This is a genomic window from Lewinella cohaerens DSM 23179 (assembly GCF_000379805.1).
In the GTDB taxonomy this organism is placed as follows: Bacteria; Bacteroidota; Bacteroidia; order Chitinophagales; family Saprospiraceae; genus Lewinella; species Lewinella cohaerens.
In genome coordinates, this window is sequence record NZ_KB903533.1 from 170,982 (window position 1) to 194,017 (window position 23,036).

A 23,036-nucleotide genomic window follows, 5' to 3' on the forward strand; every position below is an offset into this window, starting at 1 on the left:
GGCACAGAGGCCACCTTGAAGCATCAAATAGTGTTTTGAGGTGGCCTTTTTACTCAGATAAAAAAAACTTTTGGATAAGAATAACGATAACTCCTTCGCGCGCCTCGTTGCCAGGTACGATGAGTTCAAATTTAGCCTCCTTGAATCCCAAACCTTCGATCCTGTTCATTTTGGTTTCCCGCCTTTGTATTACCAAATTATGGAAAGTGATCGGGAAAGGGTAGGGGCCTTTCAGCGTGCTTTTGCGCAGTACGATTTTCATGACAAAGTGGTTTGTGAGGCAGGGGTCGGGCGCTTGGCGCTCACGCGGTTTTACTTACCTTTCGTAAAACACGCTTACCTCATCGAGCATAACCCCGATTTGCGAGCCACCATTGAAGCGATGATTACACAAAACAATTGGCAGCATAAAGTTACCGTACTGTACGCCGATGCGAGGGCTGTGGCATTGCCCGAGCCTGTAGATGTTCTTGTCGGTGAAATGATGAGCATCTTTTGTGCCAATGAATACCAAGTGCAGGTTTTTCAGCATCTCCGCAGCTATCTTCGCCCGGAAGGGGTACTTTTTCCACAGCGTATTATCAATCTGGCCCAATTGGCACAAGTTGATTTTTCGGAAGCCCCCGACCATTACCCCGTCAATTTTACCAGGCATTTACCCACGTTACTTTCCACACAGGTGGTCGTTAATACAATTGATTTAATGACCGAGGTGGCCCATGATGCAACTGTTGATAAGCCTGTCACTGCATTGCTCTCTGGCGAAGTCAATGCCTTGTACCTCCGTTCTTTCGTTGAGGTTTCTCCCGGTATCAACTTTACGGGAACGGATAGCCTGATGCCGCCAACCGTGCTCAAATTGTCGCGTTCAGTAGTAGTGGAAGCGGGAGTAACCTGCCAGCTAAAAGGCCATTTTAAGTTCGGGACGTCCCTGGATGATGCGGTATTTTGGATAGCGTAGTAGATTTCTGATTGATTATGGGCCATGCCATCGTTCCTCGGCACCAGGCTATCCAGTCGCTATCGCTTCTTTTTATCCTTTGTCCTCCTCCTCCGTCCGGCGCGCTTCAGGCCCTGCCTTGCGCGTCAACATGATGTGTTTTCCTTTATTTTATTTTACTCATTTGTAAATTTCTTCCTATGTTAATCTTTCAACTGTTTCATGCCGCCCAGAACGGCTCCCTGTAATTTATACTTCGGCAAGTCTAGGGTTGGCGAAGTATAACATCCTATTAGTTTCTACCACGACCACTGTTTAGTGGTAGCAGTACCTCCGCCAGCGTTTAGCCTTAGCTGTAAATAGTTGGTCAAAAACATTATTTTAGCATCAAATTCACCACCAATGAACCCCAACACGCTCTTTTACGAACCTTCTGGCCGTATTAATCCAATAGGCTTAACGGCTGCTTATATTTCTGGACTATTAGTAACCAGTCTATTGGCCTATCTCTATACCCTCATTGTTCTGTTTATACCCTTGATTTACCTCAACTTTCTGGTCACGGTAGTTTTTGGAATTGCTTTAGGTATTCTCGTACGACTACTTACTAAATTGACTCAAAATCGCAGCCTTAAACACCAGTTGCTACTGGCTATTGTTTTAGGGCTATTCGCCAACTATTGCCAGTGGGTAGGGTTTGTTGTATATGCCGTTATGGGGGGAATGCCCAGTATCGGAGATTACTACCTCAACCTGGGCTTGATTACTGATCCCACCACCTTTTTCGGCGTCATTAGCGAGATCAATAAGGTCGGGATGTGGGAAGTCTTTGGGATCACCTTCAACGGTGTGATCCTGGCGATTATCTGGTTGATAGAGTTTGGTATTATAGCAGCTTTCCCGGTTATTGGCGTCTATTCCGCCAAACCCATTCCCTACGCGGAAGACCTCCAAACCTGGTACCCGAAGTATGAACTGGATACAGATTTTAAAGCCATCATCAGCCCCGACCGCTTTGTTGACCGCTTGCGCGAGAACGCCCTCACAGCATTACAAGAGTTAGAACCGGGCAAAGCCTGGAAGTATTCAACCGCGCATGTCCATTACCTCCCCGAAGCCACCCACCAATACCTAAGCATCGAGAAAGTCTATATCGAGGAACGAGGCCAGGGGAGCAAAGAAGTACAAGTGGTGATCAATAATTTCCAACTCGACCGCCAAATGGCCAAAGCTATTTTAGACGCTTATCCGCATCGTAAAGAGCGGTGGGAGTGGTAAGTCACATTGTTCAAAATAAAAACCGTGGGTATGGGAGTATTAGAATCACTACATATTGTAATAGCCTGGTTGCTTTATTATTTGACAATTCGTTTCATAAGAAAGGATAACAAAGAAAAAGTACACCTGTTGGTGTTAGGCGTATTCGGTCTTATCATGCTGATTGTACAGGCCTACGAAATCCTACTACCAATATTCTTTGGGTATGCATGGGAAACCTTCTATATCCTAAGAACGACCTACGGTGATTTTGTCGGTTTTTTCCTATTAATAGGCGTCATCGTTGCAATACTGTGCTCACTTTGCCTCTTTACAAAATTTCGAGAAAAGCATTGGTTGGGGAAATGGCAGCTAGTATTAATGCTTAGTTACGTCTTGATAGGAATTTCAGGACTTACACTAGGTAGGGCAGATTTTGCTACATCAATAATCCCTGGTTGGCATACCACCATAATTATTGGAGGAAGCTATATGATGATAGGAACCTGGTTACTACTTGCTTTTCTTCTTGATTTTGCGATGAACAGTAAATTGAAGCGCAAAATCAAGAAGCGCTGGTATTCGTAATTTAGTTATTTATTCTTAATCAGAAGGCTGTTTTAACGTAATACATCTTTGTCATGAAATATTTTTACATCCTTTTTCTATTAGGACTCTTTCAAAGTATTGCTGCCCAGACGGATACTGTTATTCTCGCTGAGAATAGGGAACAATTGTTGCAAATGGTGAAGGACTTGGAAGATGATCCGAGGTATGCCGTTTCTGTAATGGTCTTTACAGGAGAATTAAATGAAGGAGGTGAGCCTGATGGGCGTTGGGTTTATTATGAAGATTTGGATAAAACGCTTAAGATTTATGATGGTCAATATATAGACGGACTAAAGGAGGGGACCTGGCTGCGTTACACGAATAATTATTGGGGCCAGAAACTGTCCGCTAAGGAGAATTGGAAGGATAATAAATTGCTGGAATATGCTTCTTTTTATGATACCCAGAAACCATCGATTCTTCTTAAAAGTGAGAGCGGTGTCGCACCAAGCACCGCTGAAGCAATATATGTTATTGAACAAATTGGGCATGATGTAATGTATTTTTTGTCTCAAAGCCCAGATGAAACAAGGACGCAAATTCTAGATTTTATCGTTTCCATTTTACTAGATGCGGGCCAAGCCGAGGCCCAAATAGACTTTTGGAACCATGAGGAAAAATTAAGCAGAGAGTATATTATTGAAAAGAATCAGTTAGCGAAGGAAATTCATTATGAGTATAGTTTCTCGAAAATTGAGCGAAGGCAAGTCTTTATAAATAAGCTTTTACATTCTACGGAAGTGTATGAGTTGCAATATTATGAAAAGCGTTATTTGAGAACTTATTATACCAATGGAGAAGTAATCGAAGAAGGGAATCTATTGATTGAAGACGATCTTAAGACTGGTTTATGGAAAGGTTACTATGAAGACGGGAAAAAGAAATACTCGGGCTCTTTCCGACATGGTGAAAAAAATGGAGTTTGGAAAATCTGGGATAGTACTGGAAATTTAATTGAAAAGCTTCGCTACAAAAATGGAGTCATAGTCGATTAACAATAAATTATGTTTATAGGTTTGAGGCTCCTAAAGTTCCATCGCATGCTAAGATAAGCGGTGAGGAAAAACGCTTTAGAAATCGGAACAACACCACCTGTTTTGACGGTGTTTAGGCGTAGAACTACATCAATATACCTTTTGCAAAGAGGCTGGTTTTAGAAGTGAATAAGTATTTTGGCAATTTTTATTTCTAAATAGCATTGGTTTTGCCAATGAAAAAATTGAATACTTCAAGTGAATCGTTTTATTATTCTTGCAGGTATTGGGGCGGTGAACCTCTCTTACGTTTGTAGATCAATCAAGGAATGTGCCAAAATATTGATAACCATTCAAAGAAATAGCTCTATTTTTATAAGCTCATCAATTTCCTAGAGTTGGTGAGTATAGCCTAACCACCAAATAAGACCGCCATAATCAAAGGCTGTCTATGCAAGAGCAACAAACTGACCAAAAACTAGCTGATCAATCTCAGCAACAAAGTCTTTACTGTCCGGAATTGGAATCCGATGCCTGTGGCACAGGCCTAATTGCGAACCTCAGCGGTGTTCCAACCCATGATCTGATTAAAGACGCCCTGACGATGCTCGTAAACATGGAGCACCGGGGAGCTTGCGGCTGTGAGCCCAATTCCGGCGATGGTGCAGGTATCCTTATTCAATTACCACACGATTTTTTGGTAGATAAATGCCAGGAGAATGGTTTTACGCTCCCTGCCTTTGGCGAATATGGTGTAGGGATGGTCTTTTTTCCTGCTGATAAAATTTTGAGCGATCAGTGCCGGTTTTTATTCGATGATTATATTGATGAACTGGGCTTAGAGCTATTGGGTTACCGCAAGGTAACTACCGATCATGAAGAGGTTGGCCCTACTTCACGCTCTACAGAACCGCGAATGGAGCAGGTTTTTGTAAAACCCAAAACAGAGATGGAACCAGACGCACTGGAACGCCGCCTGTTTGTCTTACGGAAATACGCCACTCACAATATTCATCAAACCTATCCTGCAACCAAAGACCAGTTTTACCTGGCTTCTTTTTCTTATAAAACCATCGTTTACAAAGGGCAGTTGACTACCTGGCAATTGCGTCCTTATTTTCCTGATTTACAGGATATTCGTTGCAAATCCGCGATTGCACTTATCCACTCTCGGTTTTCTACCAATACCGTACCCAAGTGGAAACTGGCCCAGCCCTTTCGTATGATCGCCCACAACGGAGAGATCAATACCGTACGTGGCAACCTGAACTGGTGGCGAAGTAAAGAAAGCCTGCTGAAGTCCAATAAATTTTCGCAGGAGGAGATGGATAAGTTGTTGCCCGTTTGTGGAGAGCATCTTTCTGATTCGGGTAATTTCGACAACGTTCTTGAGTTTTTGGTGCTCAACGGTTTCAGCCTGCCGCACGCTTTGATGATGATGATCCCGGAGGCCTGGCAGAATGATGAATTGATGCCAGATCATAAAAAGGCCTTTTATGAATTCCATCGTACAATGATGGAACCTTGGGATGGGCCAGCCAGTATCTGTTTTACCGACGGTATTTTGGTAGGAGCTACCCTTGATCGCAACGGCCTGCGGCCTTCTCGTTATTGCCTCACCAATGACGATCGCCTGATTGTGGCCTCTGAAGCAGGTGCCTTGGTCATTGATCAGTCCAAAGTCGTGATGAAAGGCCGCCTGCAGCCAGGTCGCGTTCTCATTGCCGATTTAAAAGAACACCGGATCATTGGAGATCAGGAGCTGAAGGACACTATCTGTCGCCGCTTGCCTTACCGTGAATGGTTGGATGCCAACAAGATCACCCTCAAAGACTTACCGCTCGAAGAAAGCCTGGGCACTTCGCTACACAAGAATACCCTCTTCCGGTTGCAGCAACTTCATGGCATTACGAAGGAAGACCTGAAGGTTATTATCGAACCAATGATTTCCTTGGGTAAAGACCCCATCGGTTCGATGGGAGCCGATATTCCTCTGGCTTGTCTCTCTCAGCAATCACAGCATCTGAGCAATTATTTCAAGCAGCTTTTCGCTCAAGTTACCAATCCTCCTATTGATCCAATCCGCGAGCGGTCGGTCATGTCGCTCTACGCAATGCTGGGCGGCGAAGACAATATTCTGGATGTTAAACCAGAAAGAGCGCGCTACATTCATCTCGATCATCCGTTGTTGAGTAACGATGACTTGGGACGAATCAAACAACTGCATCATTCGCATTACAAGGCGGGTACCATCAATGCTATTTTTAAGATTGGTGGCCAATCAGGACGTTTGCGCGCAGCGGTAGATCATATTTGTGCGATGGCGGAAGACTTGGTTCGTAATGGTCACGGTATTTTGGTGATCAGTGACCGGCAAGCCGATGCTTTTCATGCGCCAATTCCAAGCTTACTATCTGTAGGCGCTATTCACCACCACTTGGTACGCCTTGGTTTGCGCTCTCAAACCTCGTTGGTCGTAGAAGCCGGCGACGCTCGGGAAACTCACCATTTTGCGACCCTCATCGGTTACGGAGCCAGTGCAGTCAATCCTTATCTGACTTACGCTACTATCTCCGATTTATACCAGAAAGGAGCATTCGGTAAAGAAAAATCCCGCGATTACTATATCGAAGTTTATAATAAAGCAATAGGGAAAGGCTTGTTGAAAATCATGTCTAAAATTGGCGTTTCTACTTTGCAGTCTTACCAGGGCGCACAGATTTTCGAAGCGCTGGGGATTCATCGCGATGTGGTCGATCACTGTTTTACGGGCACCATTAGCCGTATTCAAGGCGTAGGCTTTGACGGTATCGCCCGCGAGAGTTTGGTGCGCCATGATTTGGCCTACCCCAAGCAGGCACTTCCTAACCCTCAGTTGGAAGTAGGAGGCGTGTACCAGTGGAAACGAAGAGGGGAGGAGCATACCTTCAACCCCAAGAGTATCCATTATCTCCAGTTGGCTGCTCGTACCAATGATTACGATGCTTATAAAAAATATGCTACTGAAATCAATCACCAAACGGAGAAGGCCCTTACCCTTCGCGGCTTGCTAGCCTTCCGTAAAGGGGATCCTATCCCGATTGAGCAAGTAGAGCCAGCAGAGGCAATAATGAAGCGGTTTGCTACCGGAGCGATGTCTTTTGGGTCGATTTCCTGGGAAGCTCATACGACATTGGCCATTGCGATGAACCGCATCGGAGGGCGCAGTAATTCCGGTGAAGGTGGAGAAGATGAAGCACGCTTCACCCCTGATGAAAATGGCGATAGCATGAATTCGGCAACCAAGCAGATTGCTTCTGGCCGCTTTGGTGTTACGAGCCATTACTTGAGTCAGGCCAATGAATTGCAGATCAAGATGGCCCAAGGTGCAAAACCCGGAGAAGGAGGGCAATTGCCGGGAGGGAAAGTCGACGACTGGATTGGTCGCGTACGGCATTCTACGCCAGGTGTAGGCTTGATTTCCCCACCACCGCACCACGATATTTATTCTATCGAAGATTTAGCACAGCTGATTTTTGATTTAAAAAATGCTAACCGAGAGGCACGTATCAACGTAAAGTTGGTGTCCAAAGCTGGTGTGGGTATTATCGCAAGTGGTGTAGCGAAAGCACATGCCGATGCTATTCTTATTTCTGGTTATGATGGTGGAACGGGGGCTTCGCCCTTGTCCTCTATTCGTCATGCAGGACTTCCGTGGGAACTTGGTTTGGCGGAAAGCCACCAGACTCTCGTGAAAAACAAGCTCCGCGACCGCGTAACTCTCCAAACTGATGGGCAGCTGCGTACTGGGCGGGATTTGGCGATAGCCACCTTGCTTGGCGCAGAAGAATGGGGCGTTGCTACGGCTGCCCTCGTTGTAGAAGGCTGTATCATGATGCGTAAATGCCATGTAAATACCTGCCCCGTAGGCATTGCAACCCAGGATAAAGAGTTGCGTAAGCGCTTTACCGGTAAACCGGAACATGTGATCAATTTCTTCCGATTCTTGGCGGAAGACCTCCGGGAGATTATGGCAGAATTGGGCTTCCGTACGATCAACGAAATGGTTGGGCACGTAGAACGCCTGAAAGTCAATCGAGAAGTCACCTACTGGAAATACCGCGATCTTGATCTTACCCCCTTACTATACAAGGAAGCGGTAGGAGAAGAAGTGGGGCAGTACAAGAAAGTGGTTCAGGACCATGGCATTGATCAAATTCTGGACCGGCAGCTGGTTGCTCATGCGCAACCAGCTTTGCTAGCTGCTCAGCATGTAAAAACAACTTTCCCGATTAAAAACACAGATAGAGCAGTAGGCACGATGCTATCTTACGAAATTAGTAAAATCTGGAAAGGAGATGGACTGCCAGACGCTAGTATCGAATATCGTTTCCGGGGTTCAGCAGGCCAGAGTTTTGGTGCTTTTGGTGCTCGTGGAATTGAGTTTGTCCTCGAAGGAGAAGCCAATGACTACTTTGGCAAAGGGCTATCCGGCGGCCGCCTCATCGTTGTACCTGACCGAGAAGCGACTTTTGATCCTGCTAAGAATATCATTGTGGGAAATGTCGCCTTTTACGGCGCGACAGACGGAGAATCTTACATCAAAGGACTGGCAGGAGAGCGCTTTGCTGTCCGCAATTCCGGTGTAAAAACGGTGGTTGAAGGTATCGGCGATCACGGTTGTGAATACATGACCGGTGGTTTAGTGGTAAACCTGGGAGAGACTGGCAAGAATTTCGCCGCTGGAATGAGTGGTGGCATGGCTTACGTCTACGACCCTAAAAAGGATTTTGCCGAAAGGCTCAATGCTGAAATGGTGGAGCTAGAGCCTCTAAACGAGGACGACCAGGAGCTATTTCGGCAAATGCTTCGCAATCATTTTGCCTACACGTCTAGTAAAACTGCGTTGGATATGCTCAATGACTGGGAGGCAACCTTGAAGGTGTTTACCAAAGTGATGCCCCGTGATTACAAGGCTGTGCTGGAGCGAAAGAAGGAAAAACCAGCTATCGGCGTGAAAATGGCACCCACCGCTTAAAAGGTCGGAGTTGGGAATTGGGAATTCGGAAGTAAGTGAAGATACACGAAGAACAAGAGTGAAGTTTACTCACTAGCAATATCAAATATTTCCGACTTCCCAAAACCTTTACACCCCCAAACCATCCAACCAACAACAATCAACCAACAACCATCAACCTAAATAATATGGCCGATCCTAAAGGATTTTTGACCCACGATAGAAGCCTTCCCGAGCTACGGCCTGTGCAAGAGCGCAAGAAAGATTACAAAGAATTGTACCAGGAGTTTCCTCCTGAAAAAACGATAGCCCAAGCCTCGCGTTGCATGGACTGTGGTGTACCTTTTTGCCATAACGGCTGCCCGTTGGGANATATCATTCCAGAGTTCAATGATGCTGTTTATGAAGAAGACTGGCGTACGGCTTATGATATTCTGAGTAGCACGAATAACTTCCCTGAATTCACCGGAAGGATTTGTCCGGCCCCTTGTGAATCAGCTTGTGTATTGGGGATCAACCAGCCGCCGGTAGCTATTGAGCATATCGAGAAAAGCATTGCGGAGGTTGCTTACGAGCGCGGTTATGTTCGCCCCAATCCACCAACCAGCCGTACTGGCAAGCAAGTGGCAGTAGTAGGCAGTGGTCCCGCCGGGCTAGCCGCCGCAGACCAGCTAAATCGTGCTGGCCATACTGTTACCGTTTTTGAAAGAGATGATGCTATCGGTGGATTACTTCGCTACGGAATTCCTGATTTTAAGCTTGAAAAAAGTGTGATTGACCGACGGCTGGCAGTGATGGAAGCCGCCGGCGTACGTTTTCAGACGAATGCTAATGTAGGAGAGAATATTCCTGTTGGGCGCTTGTTAGCTGATTATGCTGCAGTGGTGCTATGTGGAGGTTCTACTATCCCTCGCGATCTGCCGATTCCTGGCCGGGATAGCAAAGGCGTTCATTTTGCGATGGAATTCCTCAAGCAAAATAACAAGCGGGTAGCCGGTAAGGATATCAGCAACCAGCTGCCACTTTTAGCGACGGGCAAAAACGTGATCGTCATCGGTGGTGGCGATACTGGAGCCGATTGCGTCGGGACTTCCAATAGGCAAGGAGCAGCCTCGGTGACTCAAATTGAGATCATGAGCAAGCCTCCTACCGAGCGTGCCGAAAATAACTGGCCCAACTGGCCCATGATTTTACGTACCTCCACCAGCCACGAAGAAGGCTGTGAACGGGAATGGGCACTAATGACCAAAGAAATCATCAAAGATGAGCACGGTGCCATAAAAGCTATCCGTACGGTGCGCGTACTTTGGGATAAAGATCCGGAGACTGGTCGCTTCAATATGCTTCCTCAGGAAGGTACTGAAAAGGATTGGCCTTGTGAACTGTTGCTGCTAGCGGCAGGTTTTCTACATCCTCAAAAGCAAGGCTTGTTGGAACAACTAGGAATAGGACTCGATGAGCGCGGAAATGTGCTTGCCAATAATTACCAAACCACTGTTCCTAAAATCTTTGCCGCTGGCGATATGCGCCGTGGACAAAGCCTCGTCGTTTGGGCCATCAGTGAAGGCCGGGAAGCCGCCAAGGCTGTTGATGCCTTTCTGGAAGAAGGCGAGAGTGTGTTGGAGGCCAGAGACCAGGGGAAATTGGTGGTGAATGCTTAGCGTATTATTGATTGAAAGCTTGAAGTTGATTTAATAAGAATTTGCATATAGGTAATACGAGTAGATTACCTTGTGCAAAGCTTGGCTAAGAGCTTGTTTGGTACGGCATGATTCGCTTCGCGGCTACTTCGTGGTAGCCGAAAGTGAGCAAGTTTTATTTCAGACAAGGTAAATTTTGCAGTCGAATGCGGGCGATTCGACGAAAAATTTAACACAGTATGAAATAAAAATTGCCGCTTGGAGGCAATCGAGGTCGTGCCAAACAAGCTCTAAAGCCAGGCTTTGGTTGGTTTGACTTTTTCACCTAAGGTGTGAATGTACTATTGGTGCTAGCCAGTAGCTTGCATTTAACACCCCAACACCATATTCAATGATTACTTCAAAATTCAACAAAATTTGGAAAAGGAGCGCCTATGCCCTTGTCCTGTGTATTGGAATTGCTGGCCTATCTAGTATTCCCTACAGCAAAGGTACTGGAGGCCTTGATTTTCCCCCTAAGCTCACACCTACGACACCTTATGATGTCAATTTAGCTGAGAAAAAAGCACTGGAAGATGCCGGAAAATTCAACGAAGTTCAACGGCTTTTTGAGGTTTTTTCCTGGCAGCTGTTTGTAGCTTTAAACTGGCCGTATGAAAACGGGAAACCAGCATCAAAGATCACGGGCTCAGGAGAACCACTTTGGAACACTTGGAAAGAAAGTTATGAAGTGTACAAAAGTGATGGCTCGAAGCCAACTCCTTGGGGTACAGATGAGCTGCCCTTGTTTTCGCAAAACAAAGTTGATGACTGTGAAAACATTCTTTACCGTACCAGTAAGTTTGCTCATTTAAACGATACCGATTATGCTGATGAAATCGATCAGGCTTTTTCTGCGCCCATCTGGGATCAGAATGGGAACATAGTGCGCTATGAAGTTCGAATGAACGAGGTGGAGTTTGACTATATCGTCAAAAATGAACTTTACAACCTGGATGGCCAAATCAAGTTTTCCGAGAATGGTACCAAGGTGGTTACTTTTCCTTCTGGAAATAAGAAAAAGCAGGGGGCTATAGAAATCAAGTTGGCTTGGAAAATCATGGCTGAGGATGATCCCTTCCTTGATCGCTATTACCACCGTACGGCTTGTGTATTAAACCCTGATAAAACTTTTACGGAAGCTACTGTTGGGATGGTGGGGATGCATATTTCCACTAAGACGGTATCCTCTCCACAATGGGTTTGGGCCACTTTTGAGCATGTTGACAACCTGGAAGTCAATGTATTGGCTACCCATAATGGTCATAATCTCAAACCTTCTTTTTATGACCCCAATTGCCAAACTTGTCCGATCAATGTTTTCCCGGATACCAGTGCGGATGTGGTCAAGAATCAAATTCAGCGGGTTTTACCCATTGCCATGTCCACACAAGCGTTGAATACACAGGTGCAAGGGGTACTTGGCGCGGCAAATTCACCTCTTCAGTATTATCAATTGATTGGTGCGCAGTGGCCAACTAATCCAACCAAAGCTCCTTATCCTGTTCCTCCTCCTTCGGATACCACTAAGCGTGCTGTTCCCGAAGCAGTCATCAATAAGGCCGGAGGAGACGCTACGCCAGTATACCTTACCAATATGGTGATGGAGACCTATTTTCAAGGAGCAACTCAAGGAACAGATTTCAATTATCTCATTGCCAATGAACCAGCCTGGTTGCAAATTGAAGGCTTCCCTCAGCAAACCACCGAACTTATTTTTGGTACAGAAAGCTGCGTGGGTTGCCACGCTTCGGCTTCCATTGCGGTAAGAGATACGATCATTAGCGGTAAGCGAACGGCCATCTTTGGACAACGCTATCTCTATGAAAGTCAGGCTATTGGTGATTTTAGTTGGTTGATGCAGTTGAAAGCAAGTTTCAAGCAAGCACCTAAAACTCGCCCCGTCACCAAAACGCCTTCAAAGCAATAAGTAAACCTCGAACGTTTTTTAACCCATATTTGGCGACACTGCTCGCCTTTGAAAACAATCTATATTATGTCAACCTATCGTTTCGTCCAAGTCGACGAATTTCAAGCTAATGCTGATGGTTGGAATCAAATGGGGCCAGTCAATTGGACCCAGTCAGATGCCAATACAATTTTATTGACTAACCAGGATAACCGAGTTGTTCAGCTATCCTTTCTATCTGCTACGGCGCTGAGAGTCCGGTTTAACCCCGCTGCGAAACAAGCCAGTGATTATGATAATAACAATTCTTACGCGGTCGTCAATCGCAACTTGGGGCCAGTAAACCTCTCGGTGCAAACACTTCCAGATAATGGAGGCACCTTGCTGCTTGATACAGGTATCCTGCAGGTGAAGGTGGGCTTGTACCCCTACGGGATTGCTGTTTATAAGAACGGGCAATTGATTCATGAGGATACTTACGAAAAGAACCTCATCTACAGCAACGAGGCTGTTGCCAACTTGAAAAAAGCGCCAACTAACGAAAAATATTACGGATTTGGTGAGAAAGCTGGTGATCAGTTGAACAAGCGGTCTTTTACAATGACCTTTTTCAACTACGATAACTTCACCTATAACGATATCGCTTCTGATGGCTCGCGGATGATACCCGATTCACAAAAAGAAGGTGGACCGCTTAATCCTTCTGGGCCACTCTATAATACCATGCCACTTGCTTTGGCGGTTGGCTACACTGATCCGAATAACCTGGCTGGTTCACTTTACAGTTATGGCCTGTTTTTAGACAATGTAGCGCAGACTTACTTCAATATGGAGGCCAGTGATTACTCCGACATGAGTGGGAAGTACTATTTTGGTGCTTTGTATGGCGAGTTGGATTACTACATTATGGTTGGTGATGCTGAAAACCCCATCAATGATGTAATGCGCCAGTATGCTATACTTACAGGTGGATCGGCAATGCCGCCAAAGTATGCCTTTGGTTACCAACAAGGAGGTTACGGCTATTATACCCGCGAGATACTGGAAGGGGTAGCGCAAGATTACCGCAACAATAACTTCCCGATTGATGGCTTGCACATCGATGTTGATTTCCAGGATAACTATCGCACTTTTACAAGTAGTAACCGCAAGTTTCCCGATGCAAAAGGGATGTTTGATGGCCTACATAGTGCTGGTTTTAAGTGCAGTACCAACATCACGGGCATCATTACCGCTAACCCTTTAGATGAAAACGGGAATACGGATACGCCTTACCCGACTCGGGACAATATTCTGAATCTTAACCATGATAATGCTGCGAAATCTACCTACAAAGACGACGCACCAGTTCATGCTTTCATTTACAACACACGGGCGAATCAGGGCGAGGACCCAAATATTTTTATTGCTAATGAAGGGTATGGTACGAGTACTGTTGTTGAGAAGTACTCACCTTCACCGGGGTATCCTGGTAATAACCCAGATCTGGGAACCTACGGCTTCTATTCCGACATGGGTAACCCCGATATCCAAAAGTGGTGGGGAGAGCAGTACGAGTACCTATTGTCGATAGGTTTGGATATGATCTGGCAAGACATGACTTGTCCTGCCCTGATTCCTAACTTTGATGATAATTATCCTGACAAAACGCTTCCGCTGGATATCATGATGTACGATACGCGTACTGGTGGTTATGAACCCAATGCGAAGATTCACAATTCATTTGCGATAAACTTGATTAAGGCCACCTACGAGGGGATCACCAAGTTGAAATCCAGTGACTCTTTTAAAGGGACCTACAATTACAAGAAGCGTAACTTTATCATAGCCAGGGGCGGTTATGCTGGCGTTCACCGTTATGCAGGTATTTGGACAGGAGATTCGGCTTCTAGCTGGGATTTTCTTAAAATCAATGTGCCTGAGGTGCTCAATATTGGCTTAACGGGCCAGCCTATTTCTGGTTGCGATATTGGTGGTTTTGCAAATGGTACGGGAAGTTCCCGCACCAATGGGGTGACAGACCCTGAGTTGTTGACCCGCTGGATGACCAGTGGTGCCTTTTTGCCTTGGTATCGCAATCACTACGATAAGTATACCAAAGCGTTTCAGGAGCCCTACAACTACGGAGAACCCGTATTGAGTAATTGCCGCAAGTACGTAGAAATTCGTTACCGCTTATTGCAGGTTTTCTATGATGCGATGTATGAAAATACGCAAAATGGTTTGCCTATCGCTCGTGCCCTGTTTGTGAACGATCCTATTGATCCACAGGTGTACCAGCATTGTGATGACCAGTTTTTCTTAGGAAAGGATATTTTGGTAGCACCGGTAGTGACGCCTAATACCTATAATCGTGATGTCTACCTACCTGCGGGCAGCGAATGGTACGTTTTCAATGACAATACGGAAGTTCTGAGCGCCCCAACACCGGGAGGAACTACTCAAAACTGGGACGTGCCAATGGACCTTGTTCCTGTTTATGTTCGGGAAGGGGCTATCATTCCTTTGCGGGAGTTGGAGCAATATGTGGGGGAATTATCGGTCAACCCGATCACTTTCCAGATTTACCCAGGGAAAGATAGTACCTATACCCTTTACCAGGATGACGAGACGACGACCGCTGCGGAAGAGTCTGGCGCATACCGGGTGACGGAAATTAGCCACGAGGGCATTACCAATGGTCAAAAGGTGACGGTTCAGCGCACTTACGATAAGTATGCGCCGAAGGAGAAGTACTATTTTGTAGCACTTATTGGTACCAATCCTCCTGTTAGTGTATCCGCGAAGGGGAAACCCCTAAGCGGAGTAGCAAGCAAGAACGACCTGGATAACAGTGCGAGTAACGCTTACTTTTATGATGCTGGTTTGAAAATCACTTTCGTGAAAATTCAGGATACAGCAGCGAAAGCAATCATAGAGGCTGTTTACTAGAATTGGGTCCAGTTTTTTAGTGCCCCTTCATTGCGATATCATCGTGATGAAGGGGATTTTTATTGGAAGAACTATTTTTATTAGAAAAACGTCCGCAATTTCATTTCGGGACGATGCAGCGATAGGATTGCCTCACCTTTGTACAATCAATTGTAATAAAGGATTCCTTTTTTTGATTCTTTATTGGCAAACAAACGTTTAATTCGAAAATGATGAAAAAAATAGTAATCGCAGGCGCTACAGGTTATTTGGGAAGCCATATTGTTCAACACTTGCAAAGACGCCAATTGGACTTTCAAGCCATAGCACGTAGTCCACGGAAATTGGATGCATTGGGATTAGCTTCTTCGCAAATAATTGAGGCGCAAGTAACAGATTCAAGTTCTTTGGCAGGATGTTTGGAGGGTGCTGATGTCCTCATTTCAACGGTAGGGATCACCCGCCAAAAGGACGGGTTGACCTATATGGATGTAGACTATCAGGCGAACAAAAACCTCCTTGATGAAGCCATTAAAAGCGGCGTTAAGAAGTTTGTTTACGTTTCGGTATTACATGGAGAGGACTTGACTCACCTACAAATTTGCGCAGCAAAAGAGCGCTTTGTTCAGGCGCTAAAAAGTTCAGGTTTAGCATACTGTATTATTCGCCCCAGTGGGTTCTTTTCCGACATGAAGGAGTTTTACGAAATGGCCAAGCGTGGCCGCGTGTATCTTTTTGGTGATGGAACCACGAAAGCGAACCCCATCCACGGCGCTGACCTTGCAAAAGTTTGTGTAGATGCAGTGTTTCAGAATGAACAAGTCATTGAAGTGGGCGGAAAAGAAACATTGACTCATCAGCAAATAGCCGAGATCGCTTTTGATGCTGTCGGTAGAGAAACCAAAATCACCTATGTCCCTGATTGGGTAAGGAGGCTGCTACTTCGTATAGCTGCTGTATTTATGGGAAAGGCCAGTTATGGAACGACGGAGTTTTTCTTGAACGTAATGGCCTTAGATATGGCGACCAATAAGTACGGCTACCACACCTTGAAAGAATTTTTTATGCGCCTAGAAGAGGAAGCGTAATGAATGTTTTAAAGGTAGGTGCAAAAACAAAGAGAGACCTACATCAGATTATCCCCTTCGGTTTGATTTGGTTATTGTCGGGCTGGGTCTTTATTCTCGTTGAATTGGCAGTATCAGGAAGTTCATTGGAGCTCCCTGACACAGCCATCCGTATGGACATTCAGATATTCTTATTATCAAGTGTAGCAATCACTGTGGTAGGCTTGCTCACCGGGTTTATTGAGCTTAAATATTTACATGAAGCTTTTCTTCATAAGAACTTTGCGATAAGGTCTCTTTACAAGTTCTTTATCTATTCCCTGTTCTTCTTCCTAATTGTATTGGTTACTTTTCCAATAGCCGCCAGCTTAGAATTGGATGCTTCTATTTTTGATTCACGTGTTTGGGAAAAGTATGGTAATTATATCACGAGTATTACTCATTTAAGTACTGCTGTACAGTTAGGAACGGCGCTTATTCTTTCGCTTTTCTATACAGAAATTAGTGAGTTTATCGGCCAAGGTGTATTGATGAATTTCTTTACAGGGAAGTATCATAACCCTGTTGAAGAAGAAAGGATTTTTATGTTTTTAGACATGAAATCATCAACAACGATTGCGGAACAACTTGGCCACTTAGCCTATTTTAAGTTGTTGCGAGATTATTATCATTGCTTTACGGATGCGATCATTGAAAATGAAGGAGAGGTCTACGGATATGTAGGTGACGAGATCATCTTGTCGTGGAAATTTGAAGGAGATAAACGAGACCATCGCTGTATCGACTGCTTTTTTGCAATGAGGGGAAGCCTGGAGGGAAAAGAAGGCTTCTTTAACGATAAATTTGGGCAGATCCCAACTTTTAAGGCCGGGATACATTACGGAAAAGTTACCACAGGAGAAATTGGTACCATAAAAAAGGACATCCTATTCTCGGGTGATGTTTTGAATGCAGCTGCGAGAATTCAAGGATTGTGTAACAGCTATGAGACTGATCTCATCGTTTCGGCGGAGATGCTCGATCAGCTTGATTTGAAACCTTGTTACTCCTCCAAGTTCCTTGGCGCAATCGAACTGAGAGGCAAAGAAGAGTCAAAAGAGTTATTTGCGATCAGCAGAGCCTTCTGAAGTTATACGACTTCTCGGTTATTTTCCCACCAGTAGCCCAGTAGACCAAACACCAGAAAGAAAGCAATACTGTGTAGTTCTACGTTGTTCAAACCATTGATGAAAGAGGGGGTAATGTATTCGTTTCTAAACATGTCCATGTCTTTTACAATCATTGGTAAAGCGTAGGGGAAATATAGGGCGATTTTTTGCCCGGTAGCTGACATGATAATGCCAAGGACGAAGCCAAATACGCCAATGCCCAGTGGTACTAAGATGTTTTTGAAGCGTAAGGAAAGCCAGTATTGCCAAGCGATCAACCCTAAGCTGGCAATAAAGAAGTGCCTCATGAACTCGATGAGATTAAGGAGGTCAGGCTGGTAATAGGTGAATTCATATTCCGGCAAGAAAATATTGAGGCAATAGCCAGAGAGCACCAATCCTACAATCAGCATTGCCAAGCTGAAGAGGTAAAGCAAGAGGATGAGGACCAATTTTGTAATGTAAAACACCCCACGGCCAGAAGGCAGTGCGTAGAGGTACTTCCATGCATCAGCACGCTGCTCGATAAATACTGTGGAGCTAACGAGTAAGAGTAGATAAGGGACGACAATGAACAAGTTGAAAATAGCAAGAGAGACTTTAAAGTAGCGTTGCCAGGGGTCTATGTTTAACTTTACCATGTTGTGAGCATCCATGAGGTGCCCGAGAAATACCCCCGAAGCTGTGAGTAAAATACCCAGTAAGAGGATGTACCAAACGGGGCTATGTTTGAGCTTGATGAGTTCAGCACGCAATAGGGCTAAAGGAGAGATGCTGCTATTGGCCATGATTGGTGTTGTCTTTATTGAGTTCCATAAATAAGCCTTCCAAATCACTGCGCACAAGCTTGGCTTCGTAAATATCTAAGCCTTCGGTTACCAACTGACGGACAATGACAGGAATGTCAGATTCTGTCGAAAGCTGTAGGTAGAGGTAATCTTTTGTCGATTGCACTTGGTATGCGGAAGTTAGTAGCACATTGGCTCGGTCTTGGTCATTGGTGCGGATTGCTAACTTCAGATGTTTGGCTTTCCATTCTTCGAGGGCAGCTTGGTTGCCTTCAAAAACCAGTTGGCCATCTTTGAGGATACCGAGGTGGGTGACGGTTTTTTCAATTTCTGTAAGAAGGTGACTGGATAGTAAAATCGTTTTGCCTTCTTCACAGAGTAGCTTAATCAAATCTCTGATATCGCTGATGCCTTGTGGGTCGAGGCCATTGGTGGGTTCGTCCAGTATGAGGAGCTTGGGTTCGTGCAAAAGTGCAATGGCCAGCCCCAAGCGCTGCTTCATTCCTGTAGAGTATTTCTTGCTGGCTTTATGCCTATGTTGCCAAAGGCCGACTTTTTGTAATACCGGCATAATCTGATCACTGGAAACTTGCTGATAACGACAAGCCAGCCGCAGGTGATCGTGAGCCGATAAATTAGGATAAAGAGAGGGGGCCTCGATGAGGGAACCTACTTGGCGATAGCACGAGCGATCTTTATGTGGATTGGTTTTGCCAAACAAAGTGATTTCACCCGATTGAGGCGTGAGTAGCCCCAGCAAGTTGCGGATAGTCGTGCTTTTGCCTGCGCCGTTACTTCCTAAAAATCCATAGATGCTATTTTCTGGGACGTTGAGGTTTAGTCCTTTGAGGATGGGTTGCCCTTTGGTGTAAGAAAAATGCAGGTTGCTGACGGATAGGATCGACATATTACTAGGGCTTTTTATTTTCTGCTCAATACTTATTTATTTTCATGCGCATTTTTGATTACCAAAACCACCTGCTTTAGCAAACGATCCCATCGCCCTTTGGTATAGTTGACGGCAACCGTACAATTGTAAGCAGGTACATGAAGAATGCCTGTGCCCCACAGTCCACCGTGCATAAAGGCATCTTCTCCAAAAATGGAGATTCGCCAGAGTCCTAGTCGGTAATCTTTAAAACGCTCATCTTCTTCGGGAAGGTAAGTAGGAGCGTATTCCGGTGCTTGAAGCATCAAATCGAGGGTAGTGGCTTGATTAAAAATCTGCTCGTTGAACAATGCGTGGGTGAAAGTAGCAAGGTCATCCGTTGTGGAAATCAGTCCACCACCGCCGTAGAGATCCATGGAGGGATCCCATTCGGTGGTGTTGTAGCGCTGGAAATAACGGTTAACAAAAGGAGGGTGCTTTGTTGGACCGTCTTCGATGCGTTCCAGCCAAGTGCTGCTCATGCCCAGTTGATCGTAATGCAATAATTGCCGCAGGGCGACGCCCAAATTGGTGTCGGTAATGGCCTCCAGGGTAGCCCCGGCAAGGATGTAACCCGTATCGCCGTAGCTGTACCGCTCGCCGGGGCTGCCGGTAGCCTGTCCGCTCTCCATAGCCAAGGCAACCTGCTCTGTGCGCGTCCATACCCGCTGAGGGTTGTTGATAATCAATTCAGCAAAAGTGCGTCCGCCCATCGCGTAATCGTAGAGGCCACTGGTTTGGTTGAGGCACTGCCGCCAAGTGATACTGTCAGTAGGGTAGTGGTGATCGAGCAACAGTTGGCGATGNTCTTCCAGCAGGTAACCATCAATAGGGTCTTCAAGGTTCAGGCGGCCCGTTTCGTGCAAACGTAGCATGGCTGCTGCAACAAAAGTTTTGGTGACGCTGGCAATCCGAAAAGGTTGATCGGCACTCAATTCCCGTTCTCGTTCTTCGCTATCGAATCCTGCAGAACCCGTCCAGTGTAAATCCAACTCAGGAGCAATGACGGTCAAGCTTGCACCAGGGACTTGTTCGAACGAATCGTCTAGTGCCAGTTGTAGTATTTCCTGCAGCGTTGGTTCTATCTGATCTGGTGCGACATCGGTATCAACAGTATGACAAGAACATAGCACGGAGAAAATAAGAAAAGCGTAAATGGATGGTCTCATATTAAGGTTTAACGAGCCTCAGAGCTAAGTCAGTGCGCTTTAACAAGGACTAAAAAAAGAGGCGCTTCAACAGCGCCTCCCAAAGTTAGTGTATAAAGCTTAAAAAGTTTTAGTTCAATCGTCGTTGCTCTTCTTCGGAGCCGGTGGCGCGTTGGTTGGCCTTTTTTACGGCTGGGTTTCCAAATTGATGAGTTAGACTGAGCCGGAAGATATTTCCTTCCATTCTGTACTTCCAGCTGTATTCGAGGTTGAGCTCGGGGCGGTCGATTTCGTAGATCCACTGAGAACCGAGATGAAACATATTGCTCCAGTTGAAGCTCATTTTGGTGTTTTCTCCGATGGATTTTTGCAGGCCCATATTCAAGGCAGCATAAGGCTTGGTCTGGCCTAGCCCCCATTGGCGAGCGCTATTCAACTGCGTGGTTATTTCAAATTGAAAATGCTTAGGAAGTTGGATGTTTTGCGCCAGGTTAGCGGTCAGGTAAGTGTTGGTAACCGTGATGAGTTCGCCTTCATAACGCGGCTGTAGCCGAATCCAGTAAGCAGCAACATTGAGTCGTGTTTCCCACCAATCCGTTATTTGAAAAGGCGTATTTACAGAGATCATGGCCGATTTGGCATCTTCCATGTTTTCGGCATTAGCAATGAGGAGATTTTCTTCTGCATTTACTTGGGGTTGGAAACTGATGGGGTTGTCTTGGTCAGAAAATTCCATGTTGATCAGCAGGCTTTTGTGGCGAAAAGAAGCACTGATTTGCTGGCTAATAGTGGGTTTTACCTTTGGGTTACCTGTGAAAACGGTGTTGTAACCAAAGAAGAGAAAGAACGGCGCCAACTCACTAAAGGCGGGCCGATTGATACGCTCGGCGTAGGAAAACTGTAGTTGATTGTTGTCGTCGAGCTGGTACGTCAAAAAGATAGACGGAAAAAAACGGCCGAATTTTTGCACACTTATTGGCCCCTCTTTACTGCTGGTCAGCTGGCTGTCATAGTATTCGTAGCGTCCGCCGATCTTGGTTGTGATGGCCTCGCTCAGGGTATAATCTGCCGAGAAATATAGGGCACCGATCATTTCTTTAAGCGTGCCGGAGTCGGTGAATCTTTGATCATAGATTCGGTCGCCATTTTCGAGATCAAACAGGCTGAGATTATTGGTGAAGCTGGAGTTGGTGGCTTTGAACCCTGTCTGGAATTTTAGCTGGTCGTTCCATTCTTTGCTGTAGTCGGCCTTTAGTACCGTGAAGCCGATGGGCGTTTCTTTGGTCGACGAAAAATCACGTTCACTGAGCAGAAGCTGGTGCTGATCACGGTTGCTTTCTTGATAATTAACAGGATTGTTATCGAAATAGTCGAGGAAGTCAAAGTCTATGGCCAAGCTGCTCTTATCGGTGAAGGTGTGTCTGATGTTTAGGTTGGCCAACCAGTGATTCCATTCGTTGGTTTCTTCCACCAGTAGGTCATTGTATTGCACTTCTTCGAGTTCATTGGTGAGGGTGGTTCTCGTTTCGGCTTCCATAAACCAATGGCGGTAAAAGCCGGATACCATGCCCCCTACAATCGTCTGGTCGCTAGCATAAAGGTCGAGGCCAATACGGCCATTGTAGATTTTAGTCAAGGCAGGGCGGTCGCTGTGAATATTGGCGGTAGTGACCTGCTGGCCAAAGGTGTTTTTACGATAAATATCCATCTTGTGCCGGGTATAATCGTAGTTCGCTGAGAAGTCGGTGAAGAGGTTGATTTTACGCGTTCTCAAATTCATGTTGATGCTCGTGCCATATTTTGGGCGCAAGCCATAACCCGTGTTGAACGTAGCACTGCCACTGAGGCCATCTTCCGTTTGATTGATGGTTACAATATTGATGATGCCTGCATTTCCTTCGGCGTCAAAGGATGCAGGAGGCGTTGTAATGAGTTCGATTTTCTCAATGTTGTCTGCCGGCATACTCTGGAGATATTGGATCAGACCCTCTACTTCCATGCGAATGCGTTTGCCATTGAGCATGATCACGACGCCTTGTTTGGCTTGCATTGTGATTTGGTTATTGATACGGTCAACCCTTACGCCAGGCGAGCGTTCCAGGATGTCCAGCGCCGTAGCACCGGCGGCAGTGATGCTGTTTTGGACATTGATGACGGTGCGGTCGATCAGCTGTTCGAAGAGCGGCTTCTTGGCGGTAACGGTGACCTCATCGAGGGCTGTAATATCTTCCCGCAAGGAAAAACTGAGGGGTGTTGCTTGCTGATTGTCACGAACTTGAATTAGAGGTGTTTGCTGTTCTTCATATCCCATCATGCTGGCTCGTATAAAGTAAGCACCTGAAGGAATATTGGCAATCACAAACAGGCCATCTAGGTCGGTGATGGCCCCTTTGATAAAGGTTGTATCCTCGGCTTGAAGCAACAATACATTGGCAAAAGCCAAGGGCTGATCTTCTGTATCGGTGATGGTTCCAGTGAGCGATTGCTGAGCCTGGAGGCTAAACAAGGCGAGGATAGAAAAAAGGGTGAGTGAAAGATGTTTCATCGTCGGGTAGGATTGATGTTATTGAATGGTCTGCAAGAAAACAGTGTTTAATGTGTTTTTGGGGGATAAATGCCTAACCCTCAATGAATAAGGACGGAAGGGTTTTGTGTAGCGTAAAGCCTTTTCGTATTGCTCAGC

Annotated in this window: 14 protein-coding genes; 10 read left to right on the top strand and 4 right to left on the bottom strand. The window is 45.7% G+C overall.

What is annotated here, in order from left to right; all coding sequences use genetic code 11:
* Nucleotides 1–70 precede the first annotated feature (70 nt).
* The 10 genes from A3EU_RS0104565 to A3EU_RS0104610 all read left to right on the top strand — a co-directional run bounded on the left by A3EU_RS0104565 (nt 71) and on the right by A3EU_RS0104610 (nt 17,468).
* Nucleotides 71–961, top strand: a complete 891-nt coding sequence (locus A3EU_RS0104565) for an SAM-dependent methyltransferase (RefSeq protein WP_020534946.1) — start codon at nt 71–73, stop codon at nt 959–961.
* A 381-nt stretch (nt 962–1,342) separates the two neighbouring features.
* Nucleotides 1,343–2,218, top strand: a complete 876-nt coding sequence (locus tag A3EU_RS0104570) for a hypothetical protein (protein ID WP_020534947.1) — start codon at nt 1,343–1,345, stop codon at nt 2,216–2,218.
* Nucleotides 2,219–2,248: 30 nt separating this feature from the next.
* The gene (locus tag A3EU_RS0104575; protein ID WP_020534948.1) at nt 2,249–2,785 is read left to right on the top strand and encodes a hypothetical protein; all 537 of its coding nucleotides are present in this window, start codon (nt 2,249–2,251) and stop codon (nt 2,783–2,785) included.
* A gap of 53 nt (nt 2,786–2,838) precedes the next feature.
* Nucleotides 2,839–3,801 (top strand): toxin-antitoxin system YwqK family antitoxin, encoded by a 963-nt coding sequence (locus A3EU_RS0104580; protein ID WP_020534949.1) that lies wholly within the window; start codon nt 2,839–2,841, stop codon nt 3,799–3,801.
* Nucleotides 3,802–4,231: 430 nt separating this feature from the next.
* Nucleotides 4,232–8,797 (top strand): glutamate synthase large subunit, encoded by a 4,566-nt coding sequence (gene gltB / locus A3EU_RS0104585; protein ID WP_020534950.1) that lies wholly within the window; start codon nt 4,232–4,234, stop codon nt 8,795–8,797.
* A 167-nt stretch (nt 8,798–8,964) separates the two neighbouring features.
* Complete coding sequence (locus tag A3EU_RS0104590; RefSeq protein WP_020534951.1) at nt 8,965–10,437, top strand: glutamate synthase subunit beta; 1,473 nt, start codon at nt 8,965–8,967, stop codon at nt 10,435–10,437.
* A gap of 370 nt (nt 10,438–10,807) precedes the next feature.
* Nucleotides 10,808–12,385, top strand: coding sequence for a hypothetical protein (locus A3EU_RS32495; protein WP_020534952.1), 1,578 nt, complete (start codon nt 10,808–10,810; stop codon nt 12,383–12,385).
* Nucleotides 12,386–12,451: 66 nt separating this feature from the next.
* On the top strand, nt 12,452–15,295 hold the full coding sequence (locus A3EU_RS0104600) for a TIM-barrel domain-containing protein (protein WP_020534953.1): 2,844 nt from the start codon (nt 12,452–12,454) through the stop codon (nt 15,293–15,295).
* Between the two features lie 209 nt (nt 15,296–15,504).
* Nucleotides 15,505–16,362: an SDR family oxidoreductase gene (locus A3EU_RS0104605; protein WP_020534954.1), complete on the top strand. Its 858-nt coding sequence runs from the start codon at nt 15,505–15,507 to the stop codon at nt 16,360–16,362.
* On the top strand, nt 16,362–17,468 hold the full coding sequence (locus A3EU_RS0104610; protein WP_020534955.1) for an adenylate/guanylate cyclase domain-containing protein: 1,107 nt from the start codon (nt 16,362–16,364) through the stop codon (nt 17,466–17,468). Before A3EU_RS0104605 ends, A3EU_RS0104610 begins: the two co-directional genes overlap by 1 nt.
* Before the next feature lie 2 nt (nt 17,469–17,470).
* On the opposite strand, the gene A3EU_RS0104615 is transcribed toward A3EU_RS0104610, so the two are convergent.
* From A3EU_RS0104615 to A3EU_RS0104630, 4 genes are all read right to left on the bottom strand, one after another.
* Complete coding sequence (locus A3EU_RS0104615) at nt 17,471–18,277, bottom strand: ABC transporter permease (RefSeq protein WP_020534956.1); 807 nt, start codon at nt 18,275–18,277, stop codon at nt 17,471–17,473.
* Nucleotides 18,267–19,184, bottom strand: a complete 918-nt coding sequence (locus A3EU_RS0104620; RefSeq protein ID WP_020534957.1) for an ABC transporter ATP-binding protein — start codon at nt 19,182–19,184, stop codon at nt 18,267–18,269. The genes A3EU_RS0104615 and A3EU_RS0104620 overlap by 11 nt, the downstream gene beginning before the upstream one ends.
* A 32-nt stretch (nt 19,185–19,216) precedes the next feature.
* Nucleotides 19,217–20,374 carry a serine hydrolase domain-containing protein gene (locus tag A3EU_RS32500; RefSeq protein WP_020534958.1) on the bottom strand — a complete coding sequence of 386 codons (1,158 nt, stop codon included), beginning with the start codon at nt 20,372–20,374 and terminating at the stop codon, nt 19,217–19,219.
* Between the two features lie 109 nt (nt 20,375–20,483).
* On the bottom strand, nt 20,484–22,898 hold the full coding sequence (locus A3EU_RS0104630; RefSeq protein WP_020534959.1) for a TonB-dependent receptor: 2,415 nt from the start codon (nt 22,896–22,898) through the stop codon (nt 20,484–20,486).
* Nucleotides 22,899–23,036 lie beyond the last annotated feature (138 nt).

What these genes read in the sequence shown, in the direction of transcription:
- A3EU_RS0104570 (WP_020534947.1), top strand. Translation starts at nt 1,343, where the DNA reads ATGAACCCCAACACGCTCTTTTACGAACCTTCTGGCCGTATTAATCCA.
- A3EU_RS0104575 (WP_020534948.1), top strand. Translation starts at nt 2,249, where the DNA reads ATGGGAGTATTAGAATCACTACATATTGTAATAGCCTGGTTGCTTTAT.
- A3EU_RS0104580 (WP_020534949.1), top strand. Translation starts at nt 2,839, where the DNA reads ATGAAATATTTTTACATCCTTTTTCTATTAGGACTCTTTCAAAGTATT.
- gltB (WP_020534950.1), top strand. Translation starts at nt 4,232, where the DNA reads ATGCAAGAGCAACAAACTGACCAAAAACTAGCTGATCAATCTCAGCAA.
- A3EU_RS32495 (WP_020534952.1), top strand. Translation starts at nt 10,808, where the DNA reads ATGATTACTTCAAAATTCAACAAAATTTGGAAAAGGAGCGCCTATGCC.
- A3EU_RS0104600 (WP_020534953.1), top strand. Translation starts at nt 12,452, where the DNA reads ATGTCAACCTATCGTTTCGTCCAAGTCGACGAATTTCAAGCTAATGCT.
- A3EU_RS0104605 (WP_020534954.1), top strand. Translation starts at nt 15,505, where the DNA reads ATGATGAAAAAAATAGTAATCGCAGGCGCTACAGGTTATTTGGGAAGC.
- A3EU_RS0104610 (WP_020534955.1), top strand. Translation starts at nt 16,362, where the DNA reads ATGAATGTTTTAAAGGTAGGTGCAAAAACAAAGAGAGACCTACATCAG.
- A3EU_RS0104615 (WP_020534956.1), bottom strand. Translation starts at nt 18,277, where the DNA reads ATGGCCAATAGCAGCATCTCTCCTTTAGCCCTATTGCGTGCTGAACTC.
- A3EU_RS0104620 (WP_020534957.1), bottom strand. Translation starts at nt 19,184, where the DNA reads ATGTCGATCCTATCCGTCAGCAACCTGCATTTTTCTTACACCAAAGGG.
- A3EU_RS0104630 (WP_020534959.1), bottom strand. Translation starts at nt 22,898, where the DNA reads ATGAAACATCTTTCACTCACCCTTTTTTCTATCCTCGCCTTGTTTAGC.